We start from the raw sequence: 19332 nt of genomic DNA, 5'->3' as shown, positions 1-19332 counted from the left end.
CAATTGTCGTTCGGGCGTTTGAATGGACGTCGCGCCGGTCGCTGGAGTCCCCACACTCAGCGGACCACCAGGAGCGGTGGCATCCATTCATCGTCAAGGACGGTCTCCCGTGAACACCCGTAACCCTTCTCCCGTCGCGCAGCGGCGTGCGGGCTGGTTCGCCGACCGCCCGCTCGCGGTGAAGTTCGGCATCCTCGTCGGCGTCGTCGTGCTCGCCTTCGGCACCGTGCTGGCCACGATGCTCGTCGGCAACTCGAACGTGCGCGAAGCCAACACCGAGCTCGACCACATCAGCCGCGCAGAGATGCTGGTGCTCCAGCTCGACACCCGGGCCAGCGAGCTCAAGGTCGACGGCTTCAAGGCGCTCGTGCGGGGAAACCCTGCCGAGCAGCTGTCCGAGCTGGCTGACGACATCGCCACCCCCGAGGCGCTGCTGGCCGAGCTGGACGAGGTCCACCTCGCCGACGTGCCGCCCGCCGCGGAGGCCGTCGCCGAGCTGCAGGCGACCTACGGTGACTACACCGACGCGATCACGGCTTTCGTCGACTCCGCCGTCGCCAACCAGAACGCCGCCCGCGTCCGCTGGGAGGAGATCCAGGTCGCCAACGACCTCACCGACGGCGCCGTGGGGGCCGCCAAGGACGAGCTGGCCATCGCGTACGACGATGCCGAGGCGCTGCTCCACAACGAGATCAACAAGGCGGAGCGGATCAGCCTGATCGCCGGTATGGCCGGCCTCCTCGTGCTCGTCGCCCTCGCCGTGGTCACCATGCGCTCCATCACCCGCCCGGTCCAGCGGGTCAAGGCCTCGCTCGACGCGCTCGCCAAGGGCGACCTCACCGTGGGCACCGGCGTCGTCTCCCGCGACGAGCTGGGACAGATGGCCGCTTCGCTCGACGAGGCGCAGACCAGCCTGCGCGCCGTCATGTCCACCGTCGTCGCCTCCGCCGACGCCGTTGCCGCCAGCTCCGAGGAGCTCTCCGCCTCGTCGGCGCAGATCTCAGCCTCGGCGCAGGAGACCTCGGCCCAGTCCGGCGTCGTCGCCGGTGCCGCCGAGGAGGTCTCGCGCAGCGTGCAGACCGTCGCCGCCGGCGCGGAGGAGATGGGCGCGTCGATCCGCGAGATCGCCACGAACGCCGCTGAGGCCAGCCAGGTCGCCGCGCGGGCCGTGGACGCCGCCGCCACCACCACCGCCACCGTCGCCAAGCTCGGCGACTCCTCGGCGGAGATCGGCAACGTCGTGAAGGTCATCACGAGCATCGCGGAGCAGACCAACCTGCTCGCGCTCAACGCGACGATCGAGGCCGCCCGGGCGGGCGAGGCCGGCAAGGGCTTCGCGGTCGTCGCCAACGAGGTCAAGGAGCTGGCCCAGGAGACGGCGAAGGCCACCGAGGACATCGCCAAGCGGGTGCTGGCCATCCAGGGCGACACGACCGCGGCGGTGACCGCGATCGAGGAGATCTCGAGCATCGTCGCGCAGATCTCCGACCGGCAGACCACCATCGCCAGCGCGGTCGAGGAGCAGACCGCCACGACCAGCGAGATGTCCCGTTCGGTGCAGGAGGCCGCCGGCGGCACCACGCAGATCGCCGAGAACATCACCGGCGTCTCCGGTGCCGCGGAGGCCACCACGCAGGCCCTGGGGCAGACCCAGGTCGCCGTCGACGAGCTGTCCCGCATGGCCGCCGACCTGCGCACCACCGTCGGGCAGTTCACCTACTGACGGCGGACTCGCACACCTCGGGGTGGCAAACGGATCACCGGTTGCCACCCCGAATGCGTTTTCTGCCATTTCCGGTCTCGGTCACATCGCCAAGTCGACACGTGAAGTCTGCTCACCGATCAATTGTTGCGACATCACCGGACACGCGATGGAACATGCGCCCGGACTAGTGCATCGGCACTACTTTTCTCAGCAAGCCGATTGGTGCCGATGACGACCTCGACGGCGAGAACACCTTTCCGTCCTCTGTCCTGGAGTCCGGCCGTCATGACATCGTCCGTCCGCCCTCCCGCCCCCACGGGGGCCCGTCGCGCCGGCTGGCTGAACAACCGCCCCGTCGCCACCCGCATCCTGGCTGCCGTCGGCATCGCCTCGGCCACCGCCGTCGGCGTCGGCGCCCTGGCGGTGGACGACCTGAAGACCCTGCGAGACGCCCGGGCCCAGGAGCTCAGCACTGCCCTGCCCTACCTCAACAGCCTGCACGACATCGGTCTCACCAAGAAGGCCACCGCCAACGACGAGCGGGGCTACCTGCTCACCGGTGATCCCGAGTTCCTGCCGGAGATCGAGGAGCGCCTCGCCAAGGTCGACGGCTACCTGGAAGAGGCCCGCGCCGCGTCCAACGGTGCCCAGACCGCCTACCTGGACGAGCTGGAGGCCGGGCTGGACGCTTGGTCGGGCAGCATGCAGGCGGAGTTCCAGCTCTTCGCGCAGAACCCCGAGGCTGGCATCGCCCTCGCGTTCGGCGAGACCCGCGACCTCCGCAAGACCTACGAGGGGGCTCTGAAGGTGGGCCTCGAGGACGCCGAGACCGCTCTCCTGGCCGGCGCCTCCTACGAGCAGACCGTCTCCGACGCCGTGCGGACGATGGTCATCGTCTGCGGGCTGGGGGTGCTCCTGGCGGCCGGCCTCGGCTGGTTCGTCGCCCGCACCATCCGCCGCAGCCTCTCCCGCCTGCAGGACGCCACCGGCCGGCTGGCCGAGGGCGACCTGACCGTCGCAACGGGGGCTCCAGCAGGACGACGAGGTGGGGCGCACCGCCAGGTCGCTCGACGAGGCGATCGTGTCGCTGCGCGCCGTGCTCGTGTCGGTCGCGGGCTCGGCCGATGCGGTGGCGGCGAGCTCGGAGGAGCTGTCGGCGTCGTCGGCGCAGATCTCGGCGTCGGCCGAGGAGACCTCGGCCCAGTCCGGCGTCGTGTCCGGTGCCGCGGAGGAGGTGTCGCGCAGCGTGGCGACGGTGGCCGCGGGCGCTGAGGAGATGGGCGCCAGCATCCGGGAGATCGCCACGAACGCCGCGGAGGCCAGCGAGGTGGCGCACCGCGCGGTGGAGGCTGCCGCCACCACCACGGCGACGGTCGCGAAGCTCGGTGACTCGAGCGCCGAGATCGGCAACGTCGTCAAGGTGATCACCTCGATCGCCGAGCAGACGAACCTGCTGGCGCTGAACGCGACCATCGAGGCGGCTCGGGCCGGTGAGGCGGGCAAGGGCTTCGCGGTCGTGGCGAACGAGGTCAAGGAGCTGGCCCAGGAGACGGCGAAGGCAACCGAGGACATCGCCCGGCGGGTCCTGGCCATCCAGGGCGACACGACGGCGGCGGTGAGCGCCATCGAGGAGATCAGCTCGATCGTCGCGCAGATCTCCGACCGGCAGACCACCATCGCCTCGGCCGTCGAGGAGCAGACCGCGACCACCAACGAGATGGCCCGCTCCGTGCAGGAGGCAGCCGGCGGCACCACCCAGATCGCCGACAACATCACCGGGGTCTCCACCGCCGCGGACTCCACCACCCAGGCGCTGACCCAGACCCGCACCGCGGTGGACGAGCTCTCCCGGATGGCGTCCGACCTGCGCACCACCGTCGGGCGGTTCACCTTCTGAGAGGACGGGCCGCAGGCTCCTCACCCCGAACGCCGGTGGCGACCGATCCTGGTCGCCACCGGCGTTCGCCATTCCCGGTGCGACGGTCGGGGACGAATGGGTTTGTCGACACGGGAATGGCGCTCACCGACCTTTCTGCGCAGGGAGGTCGCGACACGCGGGAACCGAGCAGTCCGCACACCTGATCTGGCGCCATTCTTCGTTCGGGAAGTGGCGCCGCACAGGGCATTTCCCTTCCCGTCCTCACCCCGTTTTCCGCACTGGAGCAGTCATGTCCTCTCGTCCACCCCTCGCGCCCGCCGCCGGCCGTGGCAACTGGTTCTCGAACCGGCCCGTTGCCGTCAAGATCGGTGCGGCCCTGGCGCTCCTGGCCATCGTGTCGTTCGCTCTCACGGCCCTGGCCATCCAGCGCATCGGCACGCTCGCCGATGCAGGGGACACGCTGTACGAGGACTCCATCGTCCCGCTGAACCAGCTCGGCGAGGCGCAGCGCACCTTCCAGGGCGACCGCGCCCGCAACAACATCTACGGTTTCGTCGCCCCGGCCGCCCGCGCCGACCTGAAGACCCAGCTGGCTGAGCGCCGCACGCTGTTCGGCGAGCAGATCGACGCCTACGTCGGGACGCTGAACAACCCGGCGGACTTCGCGCCGGTGCAGGAGGCGATCGACACCTACTTCGCCGTCGTGGACCAGAAGCTCTACCCGGCCGCGGAGGCCGGTGCTGTGGCCACCGTCCAGCAGCTGGTCAGCGGCGAGCTGGCCGAGGCCGGCCGCGGCCTCTCCGACGCCTTCGGGGTCGAGCAGGAGCGGCAGGCCGAGGGCGCCCGGGTCGACGCCGCGGCCGGTCAAAGGCTCGCCGAGTCGGCGCGCCTCACCCTGTGGATCGCCCTCGCCATCGGCGTCCTCGCCGCGTCCGCGCTGGCCGTGCTCGTCGTCCGGCAGATCGTCGCCACGGTGCGCTCGGTGCAGAAGTCGGTGGACGCCCTCGCCGAGGGTGACCTGACGGTGACCCCGGTGGTCCGCTCGGGCGATGAGCTGGGCAAGATGGCCGCCGCGCTGGGAGCTGCGCAGAGCAGCCTGCGGGAGGTCCTCGGCTCGGTGGCGGCCTCGGCCGACGCGGTCGCGGCCTCGTCGGAGGAGCTGTCGGCGTCCTCGGCGCAGATCTCGGCCTCGGCCGAGGAGACCTCCGCGCAGTCGGGTGTGGTGTCGGGTGCCGCTGAGGAGGTGTCCCGCAGCGTGCAGACCGTGGCCGCGGGCGCGGAGCAGATGGGCGCCTCGATCCGCGAGATCGCGACGAACGCGGCGGAGGCTTCCGAGGTCGCCAGCCGGGCGGTCACCGCCGCCGAGACGACCACCGCCACGGTGGCGAAGCTGGGGGAGTCCTCGGCCGAGATCGGCAACGTCGTGAAGGTCATCACCTCGATCGCCGAGCAGACCAACCTGCTGGCCCTGAACGCCACGATCGAGGCGGCTCGGGCCGGTGAGGCGGGCAAGGGCTTCGCCGTCGTGGCCAACGAGGTCAAGGAGCTGGCCCAGGAGACGGCGAAGGCGACCGAGGACATCGCCCGGCGGGTGCTGGCCATCCAGGGCGACACGACGGCGGCGGTGAGCGCGATCGAGGAGATCAGCGCGATCGTCGCCCAGATCTCCGACCGGCAGACCACCATCGCCAGCGCGGTGGAGGAGCAGACCGCGACCACCAACGAGATGTCCCGCTCGGTGCAGGAGGCCGCCGGCGGTACCACCCAGATCGCCGAGAACATCTCCGGTGTCTCGGGTGCCGCGGAGTCCACCACGCAGGCGCTGACCCAGACCCGGGTCGCTGTGGACGAGCTGTCCCGCATGGCCGCCGACCTGCGCACGACCGTCGGGAAGTTCACCTACTGACAGCTCCGGGGGAACCCCGGTCACGGACGAGAGCGCACAGCCCCGGGCTGTGCGCTCTCGTCCATTTCCCGACCACGGGGCGATTGTCGACAAGTGGAAAGCGAAAGAGCGGTCGCTCGACAATTCACAATTCCGGTCGCAACACGCACGCACATGGCGTGCCTCGCGGACGGTGGGCTTCATCCTTACGCCGAACCCAGCGTCGGGATCACCGGAAAGCACACCATTCACCGCCACGCCGTGCATGCGTCCCCCCGCGGATGACGGCCCACGCACAGGAGCACGTCCATGCCTTATGCCGCTCACCTCCGCCGCCGGACCCGGCTGGGCGTCCGCGGATCGATCCTCTCCGTCGGCGCCGCCGGCGTCGTCGCCGCCGTCGCCGTCGGCGGGTTCGCGATCGTCGGACTCCAGAAGGGCGGCGAGGCGCGGCACGAGGTCGACGCGCTCGGCGACGCCCTGGCCCACGTGCAGACCATGGAGTACCTGAACGCCGACGTGAGCGGCTGGCAGGTCGCCTACGCCTGGGACGCCAGCCGGCTCAGCCCCCTCGAGGCCGTGGCTCCGGACAGCGGCAACCGTGCCGGGTTCCTCGACATCACCGACCGGCTCCGCGACGAGCTCGCGGCCATGCCGCGGGAGACCCTCAGCGACACCGAGACGGCGCTGTACGACGAGATCGTCGCCGAGTGGGAGACGTTCTTCGCCGTGGACGAGCAGGTCGCCGGCCTCTACGCACAGAACACTGCGGCGACGACCGATGCGGCCGACGCCCTCATCCTCGGCGGCGGCTACGAGGTCTACTTCGGCATCCTGGACCTGACCAAGCAGCTCAAGGAGAGCCTGCAGGCGCGGATGGGCGACGCGGTGGAGACCGCCGACGCCGAGCAGACCCGCACGCTGTGGACGATGGTCGGCGTCATCGCGGTGGGCGCGCTGCTGGCCATCGGGCTGGCGATCGCCGTCGCCCGCCGCATCGTGCGGCCCCTGGGTGCGGTGGTGGAGGTCGCCGACGCACTGGCGGCGGGCGATCTGACCCGCACCACCGGTGTCGACCAGCAGGACGAGGTCGGCCGGGTGGCCGCCGCCCTCGACGTCGCGGTGTGCGATCTCCGGGTCGTCCTGTCCTCGGTCGTGTCGTCGGCGGACGCGGTGGCGGCCTCGTCGGAGGAGCTGTCGGCGTCCTCGGCGCAGATCTCGGCCTCGGCCGAGGAGACCTCCGCGCAGTCCGGCGTCGTGTCCGGTGCCGCGGAGGAGGTCTCCCGCAGCGTGCAGACCGTCGCCGCGGGCGCGGAGCAGATGGGCGCCTCGATCCGCGAGATCGCGACGAACGCGGCGGAGGCTTCCGAGGTCGCCAGCCGGGCGGTCACCGCCGCCGAGACGACCACCGCCACGGTGGCGAAGCTGGGGGAGTCCTCGGCCGAGATCGGCAACGTCGTGAAGGTCATCACCTCGATCGCCGAGCAGACCAACCTGCTGGCCCTGAACGCCACGATCGAGGCGGCTCGGGCCGGTGAGGCGGGCAAGGGCTTCGCCGTCGTCGCGAACGAGGTCAAGGAGCTCGCCCAGGAGACGGCGAAGGCCACCGAGGACATCGCCCGCCGGGTCGAGGCGATCCAGAAGGACACCGGTGCCGCCGTGGGCGCGATCGAGGAGATCTCGCAGATCGTCGCCCAGATCTCCGACCGGCAGACCACCATCGCCAGCGCGGTGGAGGAGCAGACCGCCACCACCAACGAGATGTCGCGCTCGGTGCAGGAGGCCGCCGGCGGCACCACCCAGATCGCCGAGAACATCTCCGGCGTCTCGGGTGCCGCGGAGTCCACCACGCAGGCGCTGACCCAGACCCGGGTCGCCGTCGACGAGCTGTCCCGCATGGCCGCGGACCTGCGCACCACCGTCGGGAAGTTCACCTACTGAGTGCTGCCACCTCCCTGAACGGGGCGACGACCGGAACACCGGTCGTCGCCCCGTTCTGCATGTGTTCCCGCTCGTCGGCGGAATGGTCAGAGACTTGCGGGCCCATTGGGACGGGTGGCCATGTCGACTCGGGAAAGGCGGTCACCGAACCATTTCCACGACGCGCCACGACACGCCTCGGAAAAGGCGCTCCGTCGTGCGTTGGTGCGCGATTCTTCCTGTGCGTTACGGCACAGGATCTGCCGTTTCGAACATCTCGATCCATTCTTCCCGCCCTGGAGCAGTCATGAGCACTCGTTCGTCCCGGACCCGCGCCACGGGAGGCGGTTGGTTCTCCGATCGTCCGCTCGGCGTCCGCATCGGCGCAGTGGTCGCGCTGCTCCTCGTCGTCCTCGGCGGCGCCAACGCCCTGGCCATCTCCCGCATGAGCGAGATGAGTGCCGACCAGGAGCGCATCTACGACGAGAACCTCAAGCCGCTGAACTCCCTCTCCGCCGTCCAGCGCGCCACCGCCGCGCACCGGGCCCGCGTGCTCGAGTACGCCGTCTCCGACCCGGCGCGCCGGGTCGAGCTCGTGGGCGAGATGGAGGAGAAGCAGGCCGACGTGGACGCCGCGCTCGCCGAGTACGAGCCGTTCATCATCGACCAGGCCGCGATCGACAAGTACCAGGGTGCCCGCGAGCAGTTCCTCGCCACGAACGCCGCCCAGCTCTTCCCCGCCGCCGACGCCGGCAACCTGGCCGCCTACGCGAAGACCTACCGCGAGGTCTCCAGCCCGCTGTTGACCGACATCGCGGACGCGCTCGAGGAGGAGGGCATCGCCCAGGCCGAGGAGGCCGCAGCGCGCAACGCCGAGGCCACCGAGGACGCGACGTCGGCCACGCAGCTGCTCCTGGTCGTCTCGATCGCCGCGGCACTGGCCGCGGTGGGCCTGACCGTGCTGGTCGTCCGCCGCATCACCCGGACGGTGCGCGCCGTCCAGGTCACCGCGGAGGCCATGGCCGCCGGGGACCTCACCACCACGACCGGTGTGACCAGCGCCGACGAGCTGGGCCGCATGGCCACCGCGCTCGACAGCGCCCAGGGCAGCCTCCGTGAGGTGCTCAGCTCGGTCGTGTCCTCCGCCGATGCCGTCGCCGCGAGCTCGGAGGAGCTGTCGGCGTCGTCGGCGCAGATCTCGGCGTCGGCGGGGGAGACCTCGGCCCAGTCCGGTGTCGTCGCGGGTGCGGCCGAGGAGGTGTCGCGCAGCGTGCAGACCGTGGCCGCGGGCGCCGAGCAGATGGGCGCCTCGATCCGGGAGATCGCCACGAACGCGGCGGAGGCCTCCCAGGTGGCGCACCGCGCGGTGGAGGCCGCGGCCACCACGACGGCCACGGTGGCGAAGCTGGGGGAGTCCTCGGCCGAGATCGGCAACGTCGTCAAGGTCATCACCTCGATCGCCGAGCAGACCAACCTGCTCGCGCTCAACGCGACCATCGAGGCCGCTCGCGCCGGTGAGGCGGGCAAGGGCTTCGCGGTCGTGGCCAACGAGGTCAAGGAGCTGGCCCAGGAGACCGCGAAGGCCACCGAGGACATCGCCAAGCGGGTGCTGGCCATCCAGGGCGACACCACCGCGGCGGTCACCGCGATCGAGGAGATCTCGAGCATCGTCGCGCAGATCTCCGACCGGCAGACCACCATCGCCTCCGCCGTCGAGGAGCAGACCGCCACCACCAACGAGATGTCACGCTCGGTCCAGGAGGCCGCCGGCGGCACCACCCAGATCGCCGAGAACATCACCGGGGTCTCCGGTGCCGCGGACGCGACCAACCAGGCCCTGGGCCAGACGCGGGTCGCGGTGGACGAGCTCTCCCGCATGGCCGCCGACCTGCGCACCACGGTGGGCCGGTTCACCTACTGACCCGTCCGCTCCACGTGCGACCCCGGTCGTGCGGCCCTTTCCCGGCCGCGCGACCGGGGTCGCCGCATTCCGACATCCGCCGCCTCCTGGGTAGTCGATCCCGCGGCCGTCATGTCGACACGGGAAATGCTGTCGCCGACCATTCTTCATCTGCGGCCGAGACGCGCCGGGAAATGCCATTCCGGAGCGCTCCGGTCCCCCACCATTCCATTGCGCACCACACGTCAGGCGGGGCACCGGCTGGCGACCAACACCCGTGCCGTCCACGCCCACGCAGCCAGGAGTTCGTCATGCCCGTTCCGCCCGCCCCCTCGGCCGACCCGCCCGCACGCGCCCTGTGGGGCGACCGCGGTGTCCGCACCAAGACCCTCGCCGCCGTGGGCGTCACGGCCGCCGTGGCGGTCGGCGTCGGCGTCATGGGCCTGTCGGCGCTGAGCACCTCGGCGGACGCGACGCAGAAGATGCACGACAGCAACATCGCCGGCCTCGAGGCGGTCGCCGAGATGCGGACCGCCATCGGCGGCGTGCGGCAGTCCTCGCGTGACGCCATCCTCGCGCCCACGCCGGACCTGACGACCGAGGCGCTCGAGAAGCTCGAGGTCGAGCTCGCCCACTACCAGGAGGCGGTCGAGGCCTACGCGACCTCAGGGCCCAGTCCGGAGAAGGCGGAGCTGGTCGAGAAGGCGTTCGTCACCTTCGAGGAGTACGAGGGCATCGTCGAGACCGTCCTCACCCCGCTCGCCCTCGTCAACGACTACTCCGGCTGGTACCTCACGAACCAGTCGCAGGCCGCTCCGCTGGCCGCGGCGGCGCAGGAGATGCTCGACGAGGTGCACGACCTGGAGGTGGCCGAGGCCGCGGGGGCCGCAGAGGCCGCGCGCGCGCAGTTCGAGTCGCAGCGCACCCAAGCCGTCGTCGTGCTGGTCATCGGGATCGCGATCGCCGTGGCGCTCGGCTGGGTCGTCGCCCGCAGCATGGCCCGCGGGGTCGGCAAGGTGCAGGACGTGGCGGAGGCCCTGGCCACCGGCGACCTGACGAAGACCGCCGGCCTGAGCACGCGTGACGAGCTCGGGCGCATGGGGCAGGCGCTCGACACCGCCGTCGAGAACATGCGCACGGTGCTGGGCTCGGTCGCCGCGTCGGCGGACGCGGTGGCGGCCTCGTCGGAGGAGCTGTCGGCGTCGTCGGCGCAGATCTCGGCCTCGGCCGAGGAGACCTCGGCGCAGTCGGGTGTGGTGTCGGGTGCCGCTGAGGAGGTGTCGCGCAGCGTGCAGACCGTGGCCGCGGGCGCGGAGCAGATGGGCGCCTCGATCCGCGAGATCGCCACGAACGCGGCGGAGGCCAGCGAGGTGGCGCACCGTGCGGTGGAGGCCGCGGCCACCACGACGGCCACCGTGGCGAAGCTGGGGGAGTCCTCGGCCGAGATCGGCAACGTCGTCAAGGTGATCACGAGCATCGCCGAGCAGACCAACCTGCTCGCGCTCAACGCCACGATCGAGGCCGCCCGCGCGGGTGAGGCCGGCAAGGGCTTCGCGGTCGTCGCGAACGAGGTCAAGGAGCTGGCCCAGGAGACGGCGAAGGCCACCGAGGACATCGCCAAGCGGGTGCTGGCCATCCAGGGCGACACGACCGCCGCGGTGACCGCGATCGAGGAGATCTCGCAGATCGTCGCGCAGATCTCCGACCGCCAGACCACCATCGCCAGCGCGGTGGAGGAGCAGGAGGCCACGACCAGCGAGATGTCGCGGTCGGTGCAGGAGGCCGCCGGCGGCACCACCCAGATCGCGGAGAACATCACCGGGGTCTCCAGCGCGGCCGACTCGACCACGCAGGCGCTCACCCAGACCCGCACCGCGGTGGACGAGCTGTCCCGCATGGCCGCCGACCTGCGCACCACGGTGGGCCGGTTCACCTACTGACCGCTCGCCGCCCGGGAGCGGCAGGACCCGGTACCGAGGGCGCACGGCATCAGCCGTGCGCCCTCGGCGCGTCCGTGCCGTCGGCCCGAAGAGTGCATTCCCCAACCATTTTTCGAACAATGTCGACATTCGCGGGACGGCTGTGACGGAATGTTCGTCGCCAGCGCGACACGCGCGTCGATCGCGCCATTCCGCGTTCTCCCTTCTTTACCTTCGAGCTGTCAGCACCGCCGAGTCCGAGCGACCGGTCCGTGCTCCCTCTCCCCCTTCCCCAGCTCTGGAGCACGCGCCATGACCGGAACCACGCACACCCCGGACGCCGACGGAAGTTCCACCGAGTCGACCGGCCGGTCGGCGTCCTGGTGGGGCGATCGCGGCGTGAGCGTCAAGATCCTCACGGCGGTGGCATCGGCGACCGCCGTCGCCGCCGGGGTCGGCATCATGGGCCTCACAGCCCTGGGCGACTCGGCGACCACCTCGGAGATGCTCTTCGAGAGCAACATCGCCGGCCTCGAGGCCAGCAGCGAGATGGAAGCAATCGTGGCGAACGTGCGCGTCGTCACCCGGCAGTCCTTGGTCGTGCCCACGCCGGCGCTGACCCAGGAGACGATCGCCGCCCTGGGGACCTACCGGGACGAGTTCGCGGCAGCTCAGGCGGACTACATGGACTCCGACCCGACACCGGAGAAGATCGCGCTGGTGGAGGATGCTGGTGCCGCCTTCGACGCCTACCTGACCGTCGCTGAGCAGAAGCTGGCGCCTTTCGCCCTCGCGAACGACGTGGCCGGCTGGTACGCGGTCAACGAGTCGGAGGGCAAGCCGCTCGCGGACGAGGTGCAGCAGCTGCTGGCCGAGGTCGGCGAGATCGAGCACGAGGAGGCTCAGCAGGCCGCTGCAGCGGCGCAGGAGCAGTACGAGAGCCAGCGCTCGATCTCGATCGCCGTCCTGGTCGTCGGTGCCGCGCTCGCGCTGGCCCTGGGCTTCGTCGTGGCCCGCGGCATCGCCCGCGCGACCGACCGTGTCAAGAAGGTGGCCGTCCGCCTCGCCGACGGCGACCTGACCGCCACCAGTGGCCTGACCACCCGCGACGAGCTGGGCCAGATGGGGCAGGCCCTCGACACGGCTGTCCAGAACCTGCGCGACGTCCTCACCACCGTCGGCTCGTCGGCGGACGCGGTCGCCGCGTCGTCGGAGGAGCTGTCGGCGTCGTCGGCGCAGATCTCGGCCTCGGCCGAGGAGACCTCCGCCCAGTCCGGCGTCGTGTCGGGTGCCGCTGAGGAGGTCTCGCGCAGCGTGCAGACCGTCGCCGCCGGCGCCGAGGAGATGGGCGCGAGCATCCGGGAGATCGCCACCAACGCCGCCGAGGCGAGCCAGGTCGCGCACCGCGCCGTCCAGGCCGCGGCGACGACCACCGCCACGGTGGCGAAGCTGGGGGAGTCCTCGGCCGAGATCGGCAACGTCGTGAAGGTGATCACGAGCATCGCCGAGCAGACCAACCTGCTCGCCCTGAACGCCACCATCGAGGCGGCGCGGGCGGGCGAGGCGGGCAAGGGCTTCGCGGTGGTCGCCAACGAGGTCAAGGAGCTGGCGCAGGAGACGGCGAAGGCCACCGAGGACATCGCCCGCCGGGTCGAGGCGATCCAGAAGGACACCGGCGCCGCCGTCGGCGCGATCGAGGAGATCAGCTCGATCGTCGCGCAGATCTCCGACCGGCAGACCACCATCGCCAGCGCGGTGGAGGAGCAGACGGCGACGACGAACGAGATGGCCCGTTCGGTGCAGGAGGCCTCCGGTGGCACGACGCAGATCGCGGAGAACATCACCGGGGTCTCGACCGCGGCGGACTCGACCACCCAGGCGCTGACCCAGACCCGCACGGCGGTGGACGAGCTCTCGCGCATGGCCGCCGACCTGCGCACCACGGTGGGTCGCTTCACCTACTGACAGGCCGCACGACCCCTCACCACGAGACGCCGGTGGCGACCGAACCAGGTCGCCACCGGCGTTCGTCATGTAGGCGCCGGCCATTGCGGAATGCGGTCTTGTCGACACGGGAAATGCGCTCGCCGACCAATCTCGCCAGCCACGTGCGACACGCACGAATCAGGGGTATCCGCGGCCATTTCCGGTCGTACCTTCTCCCCTGCACCGCCATTCGCTTCCCAGCTACGGAGTCCCGCCTTGACGCACACCCGCGCCGCCCGCCCCACGACGACCCCGAGCGGATCGCGTGGCAGCTCGGCGAGGCCCTTCCGGTTGGGCGACATCCGCATCGGCCGTCGGCTGGGGCTGGCCTTCGGCGCCGTCGGCGCACTCGTCCTCGTGAGCGCCGGTGCCGGCCTCGCGGCCGTGGCCGAGCAGCGCGACATCGCCGACGAGCTCAGCGGGGTCGCCGGCGTTCAGCAGCAGGCGGAGACCGCGCGCTTCCAGATCGCCGACGTCAGCGGCTGGCAGGGCCTGGTCATGGCCGACGTCGCCGCGTACGGCCCGCAGGCCGCCCTCGCTCCCGACGCCTACAACCGCAGCGGCCTGCTGGAGAGCAAGGACGGCGTCTACGAGTGGCTGGCCGCCGTGGACACCTCGGCGATGGACGCCGACGAGCGGGCCACCTGGGCAGAGCTCGAGCCCGCCTGGGACAACTACTTCGCGATGGACGACCAGGTCGTCGCGTGGGTCTCCGACGGTTCGCCCGCGGGCTACCGGACGGCGGTGGAGAGCATCAACGGTGGCGAGGCGGGGGAGGGCTACGGCCTGATCCTCGACATCGCCGACCGGATGCAGGCCTCGGCCGGTGAGCGGCTGGACGCCCTCGTCGAGGAGCAGCGCGACGCCCAGACCCGCGCGACGCTGATCCTCTCGGTCGTCGGTGGGCTCGCCGTCCTGCTGGCCGCGATCGCCGCCGTCGCCGCGGCCCGCTCGGTCGTGCGCCCGCTGCGCCGCGTCCAGGCCTCGCTGGAGGCCGTCGCCCAGGGCGACCTGACCCGTCCGGCCGACGTGCACACCCGCGACGAGGTGGGCCAGATGGCGGCGTCGCTGACCACGGCCCAGGAGAACCTGCGCCGGCTGGTGAGCTCGGTCGTGGCCTCCGCGGACGCCGTCGCCGCGAGCTCGGAGGAGCTGTCGGCGTCCTCGGCGCAGATCTCGGTGTCGGCGGAGGAGACCTCGGCGCAGTCCGGCGTGGTCGCCGGGGCCGCGGAGGAGGTCAGCCGCAGCGTGCAGACCGTGGCCGCCGGCGCCGAGCAGATGGGCGCCAGCATCCGGGAGATCTCGCAGAACGCCGCCGAGGCCAGCCAGGTGGCGGCGCGCGCGGTGACCGCTGCGGAGACGACCACCGCGACGGTGGCGAAGCTGGGGGAGTCCTCGGCCGAGATCGGCAACGTCGTGAAGGTGATCACGAGCATCGCGGAGCAGACCAACCTGCTCGCCCTGAACGCCACGATCGAGGCGGCTCGGGCGGGCGAGGCGGGCAAGGGCTTCGCGGTGGTCGCCAACGAGGTCAAGGAGCTGGCGCAGGAGACGGCGAAGGCGACCGAGGACATCGTCCGCCGGGTCGAGGCGATCCAGAAGGACACCGGTGCCGCCGTCGGCGCGATCGAGGAGATCTCGCAGATCGTCGGTCAGATCTCCGACCGGCAGACCACCATCGCCTCCGCGGTGGAGGAGCAGACCGCCACCACCAGCGAGATGTCGCGCTCGGTCCAGGAGGCCGCCGGCGGTGCCGGCCAGATCGCCGACAACATCGGCAGCGTCTCGACGGCGGCCGAGTCCACCACCCAGGCGCTGACGCAGACCCGCACCGCCGTGGACGAGCTGTCCCGCATGGCCGCGGACCTCCGCACCGAGGTCGGCCGCTTCACGTACTGACAGGACCCCGTCCTCCTCACCCCTCGCAGGCTCGGGGCGAGCCTCGCGACAGGGCCCCGCGCCGATGGTCGGTTGCGGGCTCGGGACTGCCGATAACAGCACAGACGGCGCGGGCCGACGGGTTCACCTTGACCTCACCGCAGCGCCCGCCGATGACACACCGGGGCCGACCGCGCTCCCGCAAAGCAGAGAGAAGGCAGCAGTGGACGGTCTGGACGACATCGTCGAGGAGTTCCTCGTCGAGAGCCACGAGAACCTCGACCAGCTGGACGCCGACCTGGTGGCTCTGGAGAAGGAGCCCAACTCGCGCGAGCGGCTGTCGAGCATCTTCCGGACGATCCACACGATCAAGGGCACCAGCGGCTTCCTCGCCTTCAACCGGCTGGAGGAGGTCACGCACGTCGGCGAGAACATGCTCTCGCGGCTGCGCGACGGCGAGCTGGCGCTGACCCCGCACCGCACCAGCGTGCTGCTGCAGATGGTCGACGCCGTGCGCTCCCTGCTGACCACGATCGAGGCCAGCGGTGGCGAGGGCGGCGTGGACGTCTCCGCCGTCGTCGCCGACATCAGCGCCGCGATGGAGGACGGCGACGGCCCGGCTGCCGAGGCCGCCCCCGTCGCCGCCGAGGTGGCGGTGCCCGCCGCGGCCCCCGCCGCGACGAAGGCCCCCGCCGCGAAGAAGGCCCCGGCCAAGGCCGCCCCGGCCAAGGCCGCCCCCGCCAAGCGCGCCACCCGTGCGAAGGCCGCCCCCGCCCCCGCTCCCGTCGTCGAGGAGCCGGTGGCGGAGCTGCCCGCAGACCTGCCCGCCCTGCCCGCCCTGCCGGCCGTGCCGGCCGTCGTCGCCGAGGAGCCCCCGGTGTCCGAGTCCGTCGCCGTCGACCACCCCGAAGGGGAGGTCGCGACCCCCGACGCCGCCGGTGGCCAGGGCCGCCGCGCCGTCGCCGACAGCACGATCCGCGTGGACGTCGACCTGCTCGACCAGCTGATGCTGCTCGTCGGTGAGCTGGTGCTCACCCGCAACCAGATCGTCCAGAACGTCGCCCGGTCGACCGACACCGACCTGATCCGCTCGTCCCAGCGGCTGAACCTCATCGCCAGCGAGCTGCAGGAGGGCGTCATGAAGACGCGCATGCAGCCCATCGACCACATCTGGTCGAAGCTGCCGCGCGTCGTCCGCGACCTCGGCCTGCAGCTGAAGAAGACGATCCGGCTCGACATGGAGGGCCGGGAGACCGAGCTCGACAAGACCCTGCTGGAGGCGGTCAAGGACCCGTTGACCCACCTCGTGCGCAACTCCGTGGACCACGGCATCGAGGCGCCCGAGGACCGGAAGAAGGCCGGCAAGCCGGCCGAGGGCGTGCTGACCCTGCGGGCGCGTCACGAGAGCGGCCAGGTCGTGGTCGAGGTGGCCGACGACGGCGCGGGCATCGACCCGGCCAAGCTCGGCGCCAAGGCCGTGCAGCGCGGCCTGCTCACCCAGGACGCGCTGGCGCGGATGAGCCCGGCGGACATCCTGCAGCTGATCTTCCTGCCCGGGTTCTCCACGGCGGCGGCGGTCACCAACGTCTCCGGCCGCGGCGTGGGCATGGACGTGGTGAAGACCAACATCGAGGCCATCGGCGGCACCATCGAGGTCGAGTCCGAGACCGGTCGCGGCACCGTGTGCCGGCTGCGGATCCCGCTGACGCTCGCGATCGTCCCGGCGCTGACCGTCGAGTGCGCCGGAGACCGGTACGCCATCCCGCAGATCAGCCTGCAGGAGCTGGTCAGCCTGGACGCCGAGAAGGCCGCGAACGCCGTCGAGGAGGTCGGCGGGGCCCAGGTCTACCGCCTCCGCGGGGAGCTGCTGCCCCTCGTGCGCCTCACCGACGTCCTGGGCCTGACCTCCGAGCGCCACGACGGCCACGTGGTCATCGCCGTGCTGCGCTCGGAGGGCCGGCGCTTCGGCCTGGTCGTCGACCGGGTCATCAACACCGAGGAGATCGTCGTCAAGGCGGTCGGCGGCCAGATGAAGGCCATCGGCCTGTACTCCGGCGCGACCGTCCTCGGTGACGGCACGGTGGCCCTCATCCTCGACGTGCAGGCGCTCGCCCGCCGGGCCCTGCGCACCGAGACCACGGAGCGCCAGGACTCGCAGAAGGCCGCCCTCAAGGCCGCCGCTGCCGCCAGCGACACCGACCGGCAGAGGATGCTGCTCGCCGCCATCGGCGGCGGCCGCCGGGTCGCCATCCCGCTGGACACGGTCACCCGGCTCGAGCAGGTGCGCACCGAGTCGGTGGAGAAGGTCGGCAACCGGGAGGTCGTGCAGTACCGCGGCCAGATCCTCCCGATGGTCCGGCTGGACCGGCATCTCGGTGCCTACGGCGAGACGGACCACGAGGTCCTGGAGGTCATCGTCTACGCCGACCACGGCCGCAGCGTCGCCATCGTGGTCGAGGAGATCCTCGACATCGTCGACGGCGAGGCCGCCGTCCGCAGCGACATCGACGACATGGGTCTGCTCGGCTCCGCAGTCCTCGGCGACAAGGTGACCGAGCTGCTCGACGTCCGCGCCGCCATCCTCGCCGCCGATCCGCACTTCTACTCGCCCGTCTCGTCGGCCCCGGCCGGCGTTCCCGACTCCCTGCTGGAGGTCTGACCGTGACCGCCCCCACCACCGCCCCCGCGACCAGCGGGCAGCTGGCCACCTTCCGGCTAGACGGCGACCTGTACGGCATCGAGGTCGAGCACGTGCAGGAGGTGCTGCGCAGCCAGCAGCTCACCCGCGTGCCGCTGGCGCCCGCCGCCGTCGCCGGCCTGATCAACCTGCGTGGCCAGGTCGTGACCGCCATCGAGCTGCGCGAGCGGCTCGGCCGGCCCCCGCGGCCCGAGGGCACCGATCCCGTCGTGATCGTGGTCCGGCTGCACGGCGAGGCCGTGAGCATGCTGGTGGACTCCATCGCCGACGTCGTCGACGTGGACGCCGGCGACTTCGCGGCCCCGCCGGACACCCTGGAGGGCCAGGCCCGCGACCTGATCCGCGGCGCCTACAAGCTCGACGGGCGGCTGCTGCTCGCGCTCGACGTGCAGAAGGCCCTCAGCGCGTGATCGATCACCGACCGTGATCGTGAGATAACACAGCTCACCCGGACACGCGGCCCTCATCCCTTCGCCCTCCTGCGAAGGGGTGAGGGCCGCGTGGCTTTTCGGGGGCAGGGGCACCAGCATGGGACGACGACCGCTCGGTCCCTATCGCTGGAGGCGCCGCCATGCCCTACTCGCTGGTCAGTGCCGCCACGCTGGGATTCGACCTGGTCCGCCTGCCCGCCGGGCGCGCGGTCGCCGAGGTCCTGCTCACCGGCCTGGGTGCCGACGAGGCCGCGGTCGACCGGCTGGCCGCCGTCCACCCCGCCCGCGGGCTGGACCTGGAGCGTCGCGGGGTGCGCGCCGTCCGCGGCCGCCGTGCCCGCGAGATGGCCGCCGGCGTGCCGCACATGCGCTCCGCCGCCGACGCCGGCAGCGGCGCCGGTGACCGCACCGCCCTCCTCGTGGCGCAGCTGGAGCAGGGCACGATCGGCGACGCCCCGACGCTCGAGCGCCTGCTGCGCGAAGACGTCCTGGGCGCCGAGCACCCGCAGCGCGCCGAGCTCGACGTCGACCTGTGGGACGAGGCCACCGAGGTCCTCGCCGACGCCGCCGTCGGCTACTGGGCCGCCGGGGTGCTCCCGCCCCTGGTGCGCCGGGACCTGACCGCCGCCTTCGACCGCGCGCAGGACGCCGGCCCGCTGGTGACCCCGGCCGGCTGGCAGCTCGGCCCGGCCGAGGACGACCTCATGACCTTCCTGGCCGCGGTGCGCGACCTGGACGACGCGGGGCGCACCCGCTGGCGCCTCGCGGTCGACGAGGGCCGCAGCGCCCAGCGCCCGTGGGCGACCGCCATGCACGAGGCGTCCTGGGCCGCCCACGTCTCCGGGCGCACCCGGGCGCTCGCCGCGGCCCAGCTCCTCGCCGTCCAGGCCTTCCTCGACGGCGGCTTCGACCTGCGCGACGGCGCCGCCGGCGTCTGGAACGCCGTGGCCGGCTGCGTGCAGGCGGTCGTGATGGCCGATCTGCTCGGTGAGGAGTCCGCGGCGGTCCTGGTCGCGCCCCGGGAACGGGCGCTGCGCGCCTGACCAGGCGCGGAACACCTCCGCAGTCGAGACGACCCCCGGGGATCCCCGGGGGTCGTCGTCATTTCCGGATCCATTTGTCGATCTCCGG

At 71.9% G+C, this 19332-nt stretch carries 12 protein-coding genes; all 12 read left to right on the top strand.

All coding sequences use genetic code 11. The features are described 5' to 3' along the window. The first annotated feature begins 109 nt into the window (after nt 1-109). The 12 genes from DQ244_RS07935 to DQ244_RS07885 all read left to right on the top strand — a co-directional run bounded on the left by DQ244_RS07935 (nt 110) and on the right by DQ244_RS07885 (nt 19244). A complete protein-coding gene (locus tag DQ244_RS07935) occupies nt 110-1723 on the top strand; it encodes a methyl-accepting chemotaxis protein (protein WP_233491252.1) in 1614 nt (537 codons plus the stop codon). A gap of 267 nt (nt 1724-1990) precedes the next feature. Further along, entirely contained in the window at nt 1991-2977 is a 987-nt protein-coding gene (locus tag DQ244_RS20255) for a CHASE3 domain-containing protein (RefSeq protein WP_369832100.1), read from the top strand. Further along, a complete protein-coding gene (locus DQ244_RS20250; protein ID WP_369832099.1) occupies nt 2961-3602 on the top strand; it encodes a methyl-accepting chemotaxis protein in 642 nt (213 codons plus the stop codon). The genes DQ244_RS20255 and DQ244_RS20250 overlap by 17 nt, the downstream gene beginning before the upstream one ends. A 271-nt stretch (nt 3603-3873) precedes the next feature. Beyond that, nucleotides 3874-5490, top strand: coding sequence for a methyl-accepting chemotaxis protein (locus tag DQ244_RS07925; protein WP_113810932.1), 1617 nt, complete (start codon nt 3874-3876; stop codon nt 5488-5490). Between the two features lie 288 nt (nt 5491-5778). Further along, the gene (locus DQ244_RS20140) at nt 5779-7410 is read left to right on the top strand and encodes a methyl-accepting chemotaxis protein (RefSeq protein WP_113810931.1); all 1632 of its coding nucleotides are present in this window, start codon (nt 5779-5781) and stop codon (nt 7408-7410) included. A gap of 286 nt (nt 7411-7696) precedes the next feature. Continuing rightward, on the top strand, nt 7697-9310 hold the full coding sequence (locus tag DQ244_RS07915) for a methyl-accepting chemotaxis protein (RefSeq protein WP_113810930.1): 1614 nt from the start codon (nt 7697-7699) through the stop codon (nt 9308-9310). Between the two features lie 290 nt (nt 9311-9600). Next, a complete protein-coding gene (locus tag DQ244_RS07910) occupies nt 9601-11229 on the top strand; it encodes a methyl-accepting chemotaxis protein (RefSeq protein ID WP_113810929.1) in 1629 nt (542 codons plus the stop codon). Nucleotides 11230-11520: 291 nt separating this feature from the next. Next, nucleotides 11521-13173 (top strand): methyl-accepting chemotaxis protein, encoded by a 1653-nt coding sequence (locus tag DQ244_RS07905; protein WP_113810928.1) that lies wholly within the window; start codon nt 11521-11523, stop codon nt 13171-13173. A gap of 237 nt (nt 13174-13410) precedes the next feature. Beyond that, a complete protein-coding gene (locus DQ244_RS07900; protein WP_233491251.1) occupies nt 13411-15093 on the top strand; it encodes a methyl-accepting chemotaxis protein in 1683 nt (560 codons plus the stop codon). A 202-nt stretch (nt 15094-15295) separates the two neighbouring features. Further along, on the top strand, nt 15296-17731 hold the full coding sequence (locus DQ244_RS07895) for a chemotaxis protein CheA (protein WP_113810926.1): 2436 nt from the start codon (nt 15296-15298) through the stop codon (nt 17729-17731). Nucleotides 17732-17733: 2 nt separating this feature from the next. Next, entirely contained in the window at nt 17734-18180 is a 447-nt protein-coding gene (locus DQ244_RS07890) for a chemotaxis protein CheW (protein ID WP_233491250.1), read from the top strand. A 161-nt stretch (nt 18181-18341) separates the two neighbouring features. Further along, the gene (locus tag DQ244_RS07885) at nt 18342-19244 is read left to right on the top strand and encodes a hypothetical protein (RefSeq protein ID WP_113810924.1); all 903 of its coding nucleotides are present in this window, start codon (nt 18342-18344) and stop codon (nt 19242-19244) included. Nucleotides 19245-19332: the final 88 nt, after the last annotated feature.

The organism is Blastococcus sp. TBT05-19, from assembly GCF_003319095.1.
Lineage (GTDB): Bacteria > Actinomycetota > Actinomycetes > Mycobacteriales > Geodermatophilaceae > Blastococcus.
The sequence above is the reverse complement of the archived record's forward strand: the minus strand, read 5'-3'. Positions and strand labels throughout refer to the sequence as shown.

What these genes read in the sequence shown, in the direction of transcription:
- DQ244_RS20140 (WP_113810931.1), top strand. Translation starts at nt 5,779, where the DNA reads ATGCCTTATGCCGCTCACCTCCGCCGCCGGACCCGGCTGGGCGTCCGC.
- DQ244_RS07885 (WP_113810924.1), top strand. Translation starts at nt 18,342, where the DNA reads ATGCCCTACTCGCTGGTCAGTGCCGCCACGCTGGGATTCGACCTGGTC.
- DQ244_RS07910 (WP_113810929.1), top strand. Translation starts at nt 9,601, where the DNA reads ATGCCCGTTCCGCCCGCCCCCTCGGCCGACCCGCCCGCACGCGCCCTG.
- DQ244_RS20255 (WP_369832100.1), top strand. Translation starts at nt 1,991, where the DNA reads ATGACATCGTCCGTCCGCCCTCCCGCCCCCACGGGGGCCCGTCGCGCC.
- DQ244_RS07925 (WP_113810932.1), top strand. Translation starts at nt 3,874, where the DNA reads ATGTCCTCTCGTCCACCCCTCGCGCCCGCCGCCGGCCGTGGCAACTGG.
- DQ244_RS07915 (WP_113810930.1), top strand. Translation starts at nt 7,697, where the DNA reads ATGAGCACTCGTTCGTCCCGGACCCGCGCCACGGGAGGCGGTTGGTTC.
- DQ244_RS07905 (WP_113810928.1), top strand. Translation starts at nt 11,521, where the DNA reads ATGACCGGAACCACGCACACCCCGGACGCCGACGGAAGTTCCACCGAG.